We start from the raw sequence: 13219 nt of genomic DNA, 5'->3' as shown, positions 1-13219 counted from the left end.
AGATGGCATCATTAGATAAGAAGAATATTTTATTTTTATCACCAAGTTTTTTTTCATACGAAGTAGAAATTCAGGATGCGCTAAAACGCATGGGAGCTCATGTAACTTGGTGTGATGAACGTCCATCTAATACATTTTTAACAAAAGTGCTCATCCGTTTGAATAAAAAAGTTGTTAAAAGAAAAATTATCAACTATTATTCGGGCGTCCTCAATCAATTGATCAAGGAAAAAAAGGAGTTTGATTATATTTTTATCATTAGTCCAGAAACCCTAACATTGCCAATTTTAACTAGCTTTAAAAATTCCTTTCATAAAGCAGAAGTTATACTTTACATGTGGGATTCTTTTAAGAATAAGGGGGCATTAGAACTATTGCCTGAAGTTGATCGTACGATTACCTTCGACCCCATTGATGCTGAAAAATATGATTTAAAGTTTAGACCTTTATTCTATATTAATAAGTATAAGGCAAAGGAGGCCCAAATTCTTTATGACCTACTTCTTATTGCTACAGCACATAGCGACAGATATATCTTTGTGAGAAATTTGATGTGCAAATTGCCAGATAAACTCCGATTTAAAACCTATTTTTTTCTTAGTAGTCAAAAACTTTATTGGGCAAAAAAGATAGTCGAAAAGAATTTCAAGAATGTTAAATTAGAAGATATATCGTTTACTTCACTATCTCATGATGAAACTGCAGAAATGGTTCATCATACTAAGGTTGTACTAGACATTAATCATCCGGAGCAAGTTGGTTTAACAATGAGAACTTTAGAAACATTAGGGGCTCAAAAAAAACTTATTACCACTAATAAAGACATCGTTCGATATGATTTTTATGACCCAACTAATTTTTTAATTCTAGATAGGAATGATCCCAATGTGCCAATGGATTTTTTTAACACAGCGTTTAAACCTGTTGGTGATGATATATTAAAAAAATATAGTATAAATGGTTGGATTGAAGATATATTTGAATTGGATTAGTTTACATAATTAGATAGTTAGTAGCTAAATGCCTTTTGTTCATTGATAAAAAAAACCTAAAGTTTATTAATTTATTAAAAAGTCTTATGTTAGGGCAATATGCTTCGTTTTTCAATTTTTTAAAACTTATAAGCAGATCTCAATTATAGCGTAATGGGTAATCAACTTATACAAGTAAGTATCATTATAGTTAATTTCAATAGTACTCAGTTATTAATCCAATGTTTAGAATCAATAACCAAACATACTACTTGTTCTTATGAGATTATTGTAATCGATAATAATTCAACTGTTGATAAACCAATAAACTTAGTTGAAATTTACCATAATATTCACTTCATTTTTAATTCTGATAACCTTGGTTTTGCTAGAGCTAATAATCAGGGCATATCTGTGGCTAAAGGGGATTATTTTTTTATTTTAAATCCGGATACATATTTAAAAAGCGATGCAATTGGTGCTTTTTTAAGTTTTATGGAGTGTAAAGAAAATGTTAATGTTGCATGTTGTGGTGCAAGTCTTTGTCTGCCAGATGGAAAACTTCAAGTAGCTTATGGTAATTTCCCGACGTTAAAAGAAGCATTTTCTTCTTTAGGCTTCTATCGACTATATCAGGCTTATTATTACAAACGCCTGCATTCTGCAATAAAAGCTAGCACGAAAAAAACAATAACAGTAGATTATATATCTGGAGCAGACTTGTTTTTAAGAAAAGCTGCTTTAATGGAAACTGGATTATTTGACGAAGATTTTTTTCTTTATTTCGAAGAAACAGAGCTATGTTTTCGTTTTAAGAAACATGAATATAAATGTGTTTTACTACCTTTGGTAGAAATTGTCCATCTCGAAGGTGGAAGTCAGCAATTAAAATCTAATTATTTACTTAAGTATCAGTTCTTTGCAAAAGGTAGGAGCTTATTCTTTCGTAAATGTTATGGCCTTATTTCTTATAAGACAATGAAAGTATTGTGGACAGTTCATTATTTAATGACGTACGCAATTATGAGAAGAAAGTATGCATTACAATTAGCAAAAATTACTTGGAAAACATGAAGTATTTAAGGACAAACCAAAAGCTATGTTAAGAATGAAAAACCTTTATGGAAATGATAGTGCTTGTACTAAAATTCTAAAAACTCTTTGCGCTTGAAAGAAATCCTATTCCTTACCGCTTACCCAACCAAAAAGACTTTAAAAGACGGAATGGTTCAACGTGTTAAAAACATTGATGATCTTTTTACCCATACCCCAAGAATTTTTCTAGATGTTAAGATAAGATTCTACTTTAGTAAGCAAGTTTGTGAGCCAGCTGAGTATGTTAAAGAATATAAGCTTAATGCAGTTATTCATTTTTTTCTTATCTGGAAATTAATTAAAAGTGCAGATATTATTTATCTACACTCTATTTATGGTGCTGTTTGGACATTTATACAATTAAGCTTTTTTAAGAAGAAAATTTGCCTTGATTTTCATGGTGTTGTACCAGAAGAAAATTTAGTTATCAATAATAAATTTTATTTTTATTATTTCAATTTTATAGAAAGAATTTCTGTTCGTCTTGCTACACATGTGATACATGTTTCAAAAGTAATGGAGCGAAATTTTACACATAAATACCCATTTATTACGAAAAATAGTATGGTTTATCCAAACTACACTAACATTAGAAAAGATCATATTCCCCTTGATTTTGGCAAGAAAGAAATAGGAAGTGAGACTACATTTATTTACAGCGGTAATCTTCAAAGTTGGCAAAATATAGATGAACTCCTGGAACTTATTCATAGTTATCAGCATGTTCCGCACTATCGTTTTATTATATTAACAGGAAAGGTAGAACAATTCAAAAAGCGAATTTTAAAACATCATATACAACTAGATAGAATTGAAATCAATTCTGTTAATTCAGATGAGATAGATCAATATTATGCTAAAGCCCACTATGGATTTATTTTGAGATCAAATCATTTGCTAAATAGGGTGGCAAATCCAACAAAAATGATGGAATATCTTTTATTTGGTATTACGCCTATTGTAAAGTCTGTGGCCATTGGCGACTTTAATGATTATGATTATGAGTACATTAATGTAAAAGAATTTAATGAGCACCTTCTGCCAAAAAAGAGTATAGTCAATCAAAATATTGCTCTTAAAATTTTAAGTGAAAAAGAAGATTTAGTTGAGTTTGTAAAATTGTAGATTATATATCTATATGGCATAGTGCGGTTAAGTTTTACCAATATTACTTAATCTATAATGTAGTAAATAAACTATTTGAAGTTGTAAATTAACACTTGGCGATATCTCATTTCTTTTTGATGTGCTTGCTATCAAATTTATACATTAGAATTCTATATGTTGATTAAATAACTATCTTTGGTATGTTAAGGCATAAAAAGGAGTACAACAATAACTAATGAACAAGATCTACATCTACCTGCTATTTTTTGTTTTTTTGTTTTTGATGATGGCGATTTATTTCAAGATAGCTAATAAGTATAACATCATTGATAAACCAAATGCAAGAAGTTCGCATACTTTAATTACTGTAAGAGGAGGAGGGATTATCTTTCCTATAGCGGCATTTCTCCATTATTTTTGTTTCGGATCAGCTCATCCATGGTTTTTAGCTGGACTGCTACTAATTAGTATTGTAAGTTTTGTTGATGATATCATCGAACTTAAGGGGCAGATTAGGTTGGTATTTCAATTTATTGCAATGGCCATGTTGTTGCTAGATTTTTCGTTATTCAATTTCCCCTTTTATGTTTATTTACCCTTATTAATGTTGGGAGTTGCGACTATTAATGCTTGGAATTTTATGGATGGTATAAATGGAATTACTGGCGGTTATAGTTTACTCACATTAGCTACTCTCATTTACTTAAAAGATCAGGTTCTTGGCTTTGCCTCAACTGGTTTTACGGTAGCAATTGCACTGGCACTCTTAGTATTTATTTTCTATAATTTTAGAACACAGGCTCGTTGTTTTGCAGGAGATGTTGGAAGTGTAAGTATAGCATTTATTGTGGTAGCATTAATGATTAAGTTGGTTAAAACGACAGAAAATCCAAATTATATCTTATTTATCTTAATATATGGGCTTGATTCTGCAACAACAGTATTTTTTAGGGTACTTAGAAAAGAATCTATATTACAACCTCATCGGAGCCACTTGTATCAATACTTAGCTAATGAAAAGGGAATGCCACATAATACTGTTGCAATGGTTTATATATTGATACAGTTAATAATAAATATTTTGGTTATTTCATTTTCTTTTCATTCAACCAATACCTTTATCATTAGTTTAATTGTTTCTGTTGTTATTTTTGTTGGCGTTAGATTTGCCTTAGAGGGTTCTAGTCGATTGCTCGGTCGAGCTCCTCTTATCCAAGACTAATAGGTGTCATAAAGACTTTTGCTACAAGTTGGGACCAACAATTATCATTAACAATCTGCAATTAAGTACTTCAAAAAGTAGTGTTTGGTTTAAAGATGTGGATTGAATTGAAGTATTACACAGATTTAAAAGTATAAACTCGAAGACGTTGAGGAGACAAGCAGGTACATTAGTTGTTCTTAAAGGGTGCCGACTTAGTATATCGATTTTAAGTCTTTATTTTTCTGCCAAATATTTTGGTGTTACCATAGAAAGAGATGTTTGGCTCCTTGCTATAAATGTACTCCTTATATTCGATATGGCTATATGGGGTCCAATCAACGAAAGCTTTAGAGCTAAATTTATTTTCATAAGAGAAGAGGAAGGCGAAAAAGAAGCATTACAAAAAACGAGTTCCTTGCTGCTATTTACTAATGTAGTTACAGTAGTTTTAGTCTTACTAATTTTATGGAAACCAGAACTTATTTCTACTATTATAGCGCCCACTTATAAAGGCGAGCAATTAACATTCTTGCTATTTATGATTAGAATTATGGCGCCAAGCTTTCTTTTTAATCAAGTTAATCAACTTTTGATTAGTGTACTAAACTCCTATCGGTCTATTTATGTCCCTGAAATTGCAGGACTTATCTCAGGGATAGTCAACCTAATACTTATTATCATACTTGCTCCAAAAATAGGTATACTATCATTAGTCTTTGGTTACTATTTGAGTTTAATTTTTCTGCTTATTCTGCTCATTTGCCAAATTATATTTAAGAAAATTAAGTTATTCAGCGATATAAAAATGATTAAACTTTCCGATACGAAACCGTTTATCTTATTTTCTTTGCCATTTTTCATCCCTTATTTTATTGGTCAAGTAGCATTAGTTGTAGAGAAAACAATTTCTACGCTATTAGGTTATGGTGTTGTTTCAATGCTTGATTACTCTAGGAAGTTTTCAGACATATTGACCAACATCTTATTAAGTATTCTCGTTACGATGTTTGTGCCTATATTATCATCTCATTTTATGAAGAATAATATAAAGGGTTTCGTTTTTGAGCTTAAACAAATTTATCAGTTTGGTTTTTTACTCTTAATTTTTGTAGTTGCTATACTTACTGTATGTCCGTATCCCTTTATTAGTATAATATACCAAAGTGGTAATATTTCAGATACCGCCCTTCATCAAATAAGTAAACTTACTATGTATTATAGCTGGTCTACAATTGCCATATTTTTTTATTACATCTTTGGCATTAGTTTACTATCGTCAAAAAGAGGAAAATACTATGCTTTATATGGTTCTTTTGCACAAGTAATTATGATACTATTAAATCTGTTATTTTATAAAAGGTTAAATGCATATATTTTTCCATTCTCGTTATTCATTTCTCACCTTATTGCCGCCTGCTTAATGTTAGCAAAATTACCTTATGGCAAAAGGGAGCTTGCAAAAAGTGCAATGAAATATATTTCAATTTTATTGAGTATTATTTTACTACTATATTCCATTAATTATTACTTTATCCTCTTAAACTCCGCATTTATGATTTTGTTTATCAATATATTTTTGCTCACTGCTATTTTATTGGCAGCTTTGTTTTTGTTTAAACTAGATGAGCGAATTATATTAATTAACTTATATCAAAAAGTATTTAAAAAGCATAAATGAAGAGATTTCTAACAATCTTTCCTATTGCTACAAACGTACATCTAATTAAAGATGTTGGTATGATTCCTTATATCCTGCATAAGGAATTAAACTATGAATCGACTTTCTTATGCTATAAAAATGATGATTATTCTTATTTAGAAAAGGAAGTAAAAGGGCTTCATATTGTATATCTTAAAAAGATTTTTCATAATCAATTATTAGATGTATTGTTTTTTCTTCTTTTTAATCAGAGAAAATATGATGTATTCCAAGTGTACCAATTAAGCCGAGTAAACTTGATTTTGTGTTTTTTTATCAAAATATATTCTTTTTGCAAAAGAAAGACATATCTCAAACTCGATGCTGATGATCAGATATTAAGCTATTTGCCATCAAAAATCACTAAGTATCTTTTAAAGGGAATTGATATCGTATCCATCGAAAACCAAACCTATCTTAAACACCTCAATCTAACTATGCAGTTAGGCAGAAAAATAGACTATGTTCCTAATGGCTTTTACGATAATGGAGTTCAAAAATCACTCAATTTTAATAAAAAGGAAAATAAGATAATCACAGTTGGTCGTATTGGCACAAAACAAAAGGCAACAGAAATACTTTGTGAAGCATTTAGAGAGTTTTCGATTTATAATCAGGAATGGAAGCTTGAAATTATTGGGCCTATTGAAAATGAATTCAAGCCTTTTATTGCGCATTACTTTAAACAAAATCCTAATTTAAAGCACAGAGTAACATTTACTGGCCCAATTAATAATAGGGAAGTATTGGAGGATTATTATGCTACAGCCAAGGTTTTTGCGCTAACCTCACGATATGAAGGATTTCCATTGGTTTTAACTGAAGCGGCAAAATTTGGTTGTTTTATTATTTCAACAGATTTGCCTGCAGTAAGAGATTTAATTGATGGTAACCAATATGGTAATGTTTTCCCAATTAATGATCATCACTATTTAGCAGCGCTTTTTAAAAAGATTAGCGATAATCCGCATATATTAGAAAAATTATCTTCAGAATTTCAGTCTTTTGCTTACAAGCATTTTTATTGGCCAAAAATCTGTAGAACTATCGATAAATTATTATGAGGAAAGATTAGAGCCTATATGATCTATAATTAGTATCGTTTAGACGACAATCTTAATACCCTTACTATTTAAGCACCTGTAATAAGTCCGCAAAAACGGAACTTTCATTTAGCTCATGGAATAAAGGATATTTATCCTTTATTTTGTGATATGTACTACTTTATCCCTAGAGAACTTCTTATCGTTAAACAAACTTTAGAGAAATCTTTTTTTTCGTCTGCAGTCACTGATTATAGTTTTAAGAAATATGACCAAGACTGTACCTCAACTCTTCCTAAGTCTGCGTATTTTTTGCAGAGATTAATGCACAAACTTTAACCCAAAGCTGTGAGAAAAAAAATATTAATTGCCTTTGGAACGAGACCAGAAGCCATTAAGATGGCTCCATTAATTAACGAATTCAAACATCATAAAAATAAATATGAAGTTAAAATTTGCGTTACGGGTCAACATAGAGAGTTACTTGATCAGGTTTTAGATTTTTTTGAAATTGTCCCTGACTATGATCTAAAGCTAATGAAAAGCAAACAAGATTTAAGTCAACTCACTGCAGCGGTAATTGAAGGAATGAAAGTAGTACTAGACTCCTTTAATCCTGATTTTTTATTTGTGCATGGCGACACTACTACCTCTACATTTGCTGCTTTGGCAGGATTTTATGCTGGGGTAAAAGTTTGTCATGTTGAGGCCGGTTTGCGTACCTATAATTTAAGTTTCCCTTTTCCAGAGGAAGGTAACCGTCAACTAACTTCCAGATTAGCTTATTTGCACTTTACACCTACTGCTATAGCATCAACTAATCTTTTAAAGGAGGGCATTGATCCCAAGCACATTTGTTTAACGGGAAATACAATTATAGATGCGTTACTTTTTGCTATTGAAAAAATAGAGAAGAATAAATACCTACAAATAGAAGACTTAAAGCAACTTATTAGCCAAGAGCGACCAGTAGTATTGGTAACCTGTCATAGAAGGGAGAATTTTGGTCAGAACTTTGAGCAAATCTGTAGTGCGCTAAAACATATTGCAGAAACTAATGATGTTCAGCTCATTTATCCTCTTCATTTAAATCCAAATATTCACGATACTGCCCATAAAATAATTGGTAATGTTAAAAATATCAACTTAATTGAGCCCCTAGCTTACCCAACATTTATATGGTTAATGAAAATAGCCAGCTTTATCATTACAGATAGTGGAGGAATACAAGAGGAGGGAACAGCATTAGGAAAGCCTATTTTACTGATGCGTACCTGTACGGAAAGACCAGAATTGGCTGATTCGGGATTGGTAAAACTGGTTGGTTCTGATCCTAAAGGAATTATTGATGAGGCTACTATACTTTTAAGGAGTCAGAAGAGATCACAATCTGTTGCAATTCAATCTAGCCCATATGGCAAGGGAGATTCTGCCAAACAGATACTAAACGTATTAGACACACATATTCTTTAACTTCTGTAGCTAAGTTTCTTTAGATTTTGGTTGACAATTAAATACTATTGTTTTCTAACTGTTATTAAAAAACATGAGTAGCATTACCGTATAATTTTTAGCTTAATGTACTTAATAAAATTTACAAATCATCGTTTGTAGGATAATACACAAAATTTAATGGATACTATCTCTTATATTTAAAAAATAAATTATAGTATTTAGAAATATTATTGATACAAAAGAAACAGTTGACTATGAAGAACAAAGAAATCCTAACACTAGTATTTTTCCTATCAATTGGCGTTTTCCAAGCAATTGCTCAGACCTTACCTGTTGGCCAGCTGCAAAATATTGAAGATGCCTATCGCAGGCAACAACTACTAGGGAATGATACCTCGAAAACTTCATTTATGATTCGTCCAATTTATATGAGCGATGTTAATCAATTTGATCTTGCTGATGATGAGGGCACATTTTCAACACATGACTTTCGTAAACAATTATATGGTTCTGGTAGTGGTAAAACTGCATTATATGCGCTGCCTGTAATTTGGCAACAGCAATATAATACGCATCATCCTTATGGTTGGAATGATGGGGCAATGGTGCCAGCAAAAGGCTATCAAACGTTAATTACCGCTGGCTTTTATGCCAAAGTAGGTCCATTAAGTATTCAATTTAAACCAGAGTTTGTTTTTGCACAAAATAAAGATTTTGTAGAGATTTCAGAGCCTGCACCTTTTAAACCAAATGTTGTAGGTGGAATGTATAATTATATCGATTTGCCAGAAAAATTTGGGAATGGAGCTTATAGTAAATTTAATTGGGGCCAGAGCAGTATTAGGCTTAATGTTGGGCCTATGTCCTTAGGCTTGTCGAATGAGAATTTATGGTGGGGACCAGGTGTTCGTAATTCTTTATTAATGAGTAATAATGCGAGTGGATTTAAGCATCTCACCTTAAATACCATTAGGCCCGTTAATACACCAATTGGATCTTTTGAAGTCCAATTGATTTCGGGTAAATTAGAAAAATCTGGTTATCCAGGTTCTCAGTACATTAAATCCAATGTTAAACCAAACGACTGGCGCTACCTTTCTGGGTTAGCTTTTGTGTTTAACCCTAAATGGGTACCAGGCTTGTATCTAGGCTTTGATCGTTCTTATGCGTTATATAGTAAAGATTTAGGGCATGGTTTTTTTGATTATTTCCCAGTATTCTCAGCACTGGAGAAAGCTGCTTATGATGACCCTAACAATCCAAATTACGATTTTGAAGATGCTAAGAATAGAGACCAATATTTCTCACTTTTCGCCCGTTGGGTGATGCCAGAGTCTCATGCGGAAGTATATGCGCAATATGGTAAAACAGATCACAATAAAAATTTAAGAGATATTCTACTAGAGCCAGAATCTTCGAGAGCTTATATTTTAGGATTTAGGAAATTAGTGCCTTTAGCAAAGAGCGATGAATACATCCAGGTTGGATTAGAAGTTACTCAAATGGAAAAATCTCCAACAAAAGAGATTCGCTCAGGCGGTACTTGGTATACACATAGTCAGGTTAGAGATGGTTACACAAACAATGGTCAGGTATTAGGAGCAGGTATAGGCCCTGGGAGCAACCTACAATCTTTAGATATCAGTTGGGTGAAAGGCTTAAAAAAAATAGGCTTACAATTGGAACGTTTGGTGAATAACAATGATTGGATGTACAGAGCTGCTCCAAGCATCAGAAGGCATTGGGTAGATTTATCGGCTACTGGAAAATTTGACTGGACTTACAAGAATTTTGTTCTGAATTCTCAACTTACCTACGTTCGGTCGTTAAATTATCAATACGTAGTGAAAGAAGCTGTACCTGCTGATTTTTGGAATTATGATTTCCAAGATGTAAATAATTTTCAATTAAGAGTTGGGTTAATGTATAGATGGTAATGTCTATCTAACTTTTGTATAGTAATTGAATATAGGGATTAGTGGCTTTTTGGTAAGGATTACTCTTTAACAGTCTTGCGAAACAATTTTTTTATTTGCTATGGCAATTTAATTAAGAGTTCAACAAGCTTTGGTTTTTCAATAATCCACTATCTACTAAACGTGTAAAGTGTTTACTTAAGGGTACTCGTTTTAAAATTTCAAGATGTTTGGTATGGTGAAGATCAGTTCCAATAAAATCTATCATGTCTTTTTCAATTAACTTTTCAGCCACAGCCTTAATATGTTTCCCATAATGTTCAGTCAAGGAAAGTGCATTCACTTGTAATTCAACTCCCATTTCTTTTAAGCGTGTGAAATAATCGAAATGTTTATGAAAGAACAGGTATCGTTCTGGATGAGCTAAAATGATTTGATAACCCTGAAGGCCTATTTCAAAAATTTGTTGTTCTAAATCATGAGGTCTAGAAATTTGACTAAATTCGATTAATAAGCGATTACCAGTGAGCGGTAAAACTGCATTATTATTTCTTTGTTCACTAAATTGCTCATCTAAATAATATTCTGAAGAAAGTGCCAAATGAATTCCAGTAGGTAATTTTCCATGTAATAAACTATGCCCTGCTTTTAAGGATTCATGCGTATTTGGATGTATATCCTGCAATGTATGAGGGGTTGTAATCAAATGCTGAAAACCTAGTTCTTTTAACCCTGTAATTAATTGCACACTATCTGCTACATCTTTTGCACCATCATCTACCCCCGGAATAAGGTGAGAATGCATATCGACAATAATGTCACTAAAATTTCTAGAAGCAGTCTTTTGCGAACGATTAAAAAAGAACATAATGGGTGGATGATTTGAGGACTAAGCTAAAAAAAAATACTTAATCGATAAAATAATCTAAGCTTAAACTGTCTTTTACAGTTCTAAGCCAGCTACCCCCAACAAAAACTGTTACGTATTTAAATTTAGTTAATTAAAAAATAAACTTCCCTGCATAGCTGCTCATCGAAATACCCTGTCTGTCATCTGCAATAAATGAAATCCAGGTGTGAAATTCATTTCCTTTTTCCAAACTTGGTATAAGTAAACTGTCAAAACCTGTCTCTCTTCTAGCGCCACTTAATTTGCAATAGGCTCGTTTGTCATTTACATTATAAGCTAATAGCATTATCTGATCGGTTGTTCTAATCCACGTGTTTTCTGAGTTATCAGTCCAGCTGAAATGAAAGCCGATATCATCTTGTGCAATGCTATGATTTTCTACTCCCCTTAAGTTGCCAAATGTTAAACAAATCTTTGAGTAATCGATTGCTCCATTTGCATCTAATGCGTTAAGCATATTGTAAGATTTAGCCACATTGTGTGCACCCATTTGCCTCAATTTTGATTCGAGATTGAACCCTACTCTAATGAAATCGATCACTGGACTAAGAAAATGCTGCATTTTGGTAAAACCAGATCTACATGCTCTCTGGTTAGCACTTCCCTTTTTGTTTTTTGGACTTAATTTAGGTAAACTTCTCATTACCCATTTGCCATTTAATTGATAGCCTATTGTACTACCAACTTTTCCGTTGAAACCCCCGTTGATTCCGTTGTTGAATGTTGCCATAATTTTTAAACATAAAACGGGATGATTAGGACCAAGATACAAAAACAATTGTAACGGCTATATTTTAAGACCAATTAAATTCGCATTTCAGTCGGAATTTGTTCGGATACAATTGTCACAACCCCGACCAAACCCCGACCAAACCCCGACCAAACCCCGTTTTAACAAAAATTTATTATAACCTATTTAGTAATTAATAGCAGGCATTCATATTTTTAAGATCGAATATTCAAACAAATCAATTAACAAATAAGCTAAAACACGAGTGAATTAAGTATTATTATTATATTTGACCATATTTAAAATCCCTAACTATATCTATGAGACAAATCTTCTATGTTTGTATTGTTGTCATCTTGTTTAGTGCCTGTTCTACTAGAAAATATAAAGAAGTAACTTATTTCAATGATTTAAATGATAGTAGCACTATTGTTCAACAAATTGAAAATTATCAAGCTTTGCGCATTCAAAAAGATGATATTTTAGCACTTAATATAAGTAGCCTAAATGATGAAGCTTCTGCTATTTTTAATAGGGGAAATATTGGTACTTCGCAAAATTCTGCATCAAGCACTATTACGAATGGATTTACCGTAGACGCTAATGGGGCGATTCAATTACCGAAGATAGGCTCCATTCAAGTAGCTGGATTAACTACCACTGAGGCAAGAGAGTTAATCCAAAAGAAATTATTGAATGATTTAAAAGAGCCCGTAGTTAGTCTACGAATAGCTAATTTTAAAGTGTCTATCATTGGGGATGTAGCCAAACCAGGTGTTTATCCAATTAACAGTGAACGTGTTTCTGTAATAGACGCTCTAGGCTTCGCTGGCGATTTGAATATTACAGCGCTAAGAAAAAATATACTTTTGGTGCGTGAAGTTAATGGTGAGCGAAAATTCATTAGATTAGATATGAATAGCAAGGAACTTTTTAAATCGCCTTATTTTTATCTTCAAAACAACGATGCTTTATATGTGCAACCAGGAGATGCCAAATATGCAAACGTCGATACGAGATATCGCAATGTTAGCTTAGGGTTATCTATCATTTCTATCATAGTTCTTGTTATCACACGCCTATAAAAAC

General features: G+C 32.1%; 11 protein-coding genes. 9 read left to right on the top strand and 2 right to left on the bottom strand.

The features are described from left to right. Window positions 1-2 precede the first annotated feature (2 nt). From HQN85_RS13495 to HQN85_RS13460, 8 genes are all read left to right on the top strand, one after another. Entirely contained in the window at window positions 3-992 is a 990-nt protein-coding gene (locus HQN85_RS13495; RefSeq protein WP_173273097.1) for a hypothetical protein, read from the top strand. Window positions 993-1145: 153 nt separating this feature from the next. Further along, entirely contained in the window at window positions 1146-2045 is a 900-nt protein-coding gene (locus tag HQN85_RS13490) for a glycosyltransferase family 2 protein (RefSeq protein WP_173273096.1), read from the top strand. 93 nt (window positions 2046-2138) lie between these two features. Then, window positions 2139-3191 (top strand): glycosyltransferase, encoded by a 1053-nt coding sequence (locus HQN85_RS13485; protein WP_173273095.1) that lies wholly within the window; start codon window positions 2139-2141, stop codon window positions 3189-3191. A 217-nt stretch (window positions 3192-3408) separates the two neighbouring features. Further along, entirely contained in the window at window positions 3409-4395 is a 987-nt protein-coding gene (locus HQN85_RS13480) for an MraY family glycosyltransferase (RefSeq protein WP_173273094.1), read from the top strand. 148 nt (window positions 4396-4543) lie between these two features. Beyond that, complete coding sequence (locus tag HQN85_RS13475) at window positions 4544-6055, top strand: lipid II flippase MurJ (protein WP_173273093.1); 1512 nt, start codon at window positions 4544-4546, stop codon at window positions 6053-6055. Further along, the gene (locus tag HQN85_RS13470; protein ID WP_173273091.1) at window positions 6052-7140 is read left to right on the top strand and encodes a glycosyltransferase; all 1089 of its coding nucleotides are present in this window, start codon (window positions 6052-6054) and stop codon (window positions 7138-7140) included. Before HQN85_RS13475 ends, HQN85_RS13470 begins: the two co-directional genes overlap by 4 nt. Before the next feature lie 327 nt (window positions 7141-7467). Next, a complete protein-coding gene (wecB, locus tag HQN85_RS13465; protein WP_173273090.1) occupies window positions 7468-8592 on the top strand; it encodes a non-hydrolyzing UDP-N-acetylglucosamine 2-epimerase in 1125 nt (374 codons plus the stop codon). 236 nt (window positions 8593-8828) lie between these two features. After that, window positions 8829-10511 (top strand): capsule assembly Wzi family protein, encoded by a 1683-nt coding sequence (locus HQN85_RS13460; protein WP_173273088.1) that lies wholly within the window; start codon window positions 8829-8831, stop codon window positions 10509-10511. 112 nt (window positions 10512-10623) lie between these two features. On the opposite strand, the gene HQN85_RS13455 is transcribed toward HQN85_RS13460, so the two are convergent. Next, entirely contained in the window at window positions 10624-11358 is a 735-nt protein-coding gene (locus tag HQN85_RS13455) for a tyrosine-protein phosphatase (protein ID WP_173273087.1), read from the bottom strand. 133 nt (window positions 11359-11491) lie between these two features. Beyond that, entirely contained in the window at window positions 11492-12130 is a 639-nt protein-coding gene (locus HQN85_RS13450) for a DUF6266 family protein (RefSeq protein WP_173273085.1), read from the bottom strand. 320 nt (window positions 12131-12450) lie between these two features. Between HQN85_RS13450 and HQN85_RS13445 the strand changes: the two genes are divergently transcribed. Further along, window positions 12451-13215: a polysaccharide biosynthesis/export family protein gene (locus HQN85_RS13445; protein ID WP_173273084.1), complete on the top strand. Its 765-nt coding sequence runs from the start codon at window positions 12451-12453 to the stop codon at window positions 13213-13215. Window positions 13216-13219 lie beyond the last annotated feature (4 nt).

It is taken from the genome of Pedobacter boryungensis (assembly GCF_013204825.1).
Lineage (GTDB): Bacteria > Bacteroidota > Bacteroidia > Sphingobacteriales > Sphingobacteriaceae > Pedobacter > Pedobacter boryungensis.
This window is presented reverse-complemented; position numbering and strand designations above follow the sequence as displayed.

Excerpts from the sequence above, each read along its gene's own strand:
- HQN85_RS13495 (WP_173273097.1), top strand. The coding sequence starts at position 3 with ATGGCATCATTAGATAAGAAGAATATTTTATTTTTATCACCAAGTTTT.
- HQN85_RS13490 (WP_173273096.1), top strand. The coding sequence starts at position 1,146 with ATGGGTAATCAACTTATACAAGTAAGTATCATTATAGTTAATTTCAAT.
- HQN85_RS13480 (WP_173273094.1), top strand. The coding sequence starts at position 3,409 with ATGAACAAGATCTACATCTACCTGCTATTTTTTGTTTTTTTGTTTTTG.
- HQN85_RS13470 (WP_173273091.1), top strand. The coding sequence starts at position 6,052 with ATGAAGAGATTTCTAACAATCTTTCCTATTGCTACAAACGTACATCTA.
- HQN85_RS13460 (WP_173273088.1), top strand. The coding sequence starts at position 8,829 with ATGAAGAACAAAGAAATCCTAACACTAGTATTTTTCCTATCAATTGGC.
- HQN85_RS13455 (WP_173273087.1), bottom strand. The coding sequence starts at position 11,358 with ATGTTCTTTTTTAATCGTTCGCAAAAGACTGCTTCTAGAAATTTTAGT.
- HQN85_RS13450 (WP_173273085.1), bottom strand. The coding sequence starts at position 12,130 with ATGGCAACATTCAACAACGGAATCAACGGGGGTTTCAACGGAAAAGTT.
- HQN85_RS13445 (WP_173273084.1), top strand. The coding sequence starts at position 12,451 with ATGAGACAAATCTTCTATGTTTGTATTGTTGTCATCTTGTTTAGTGCC.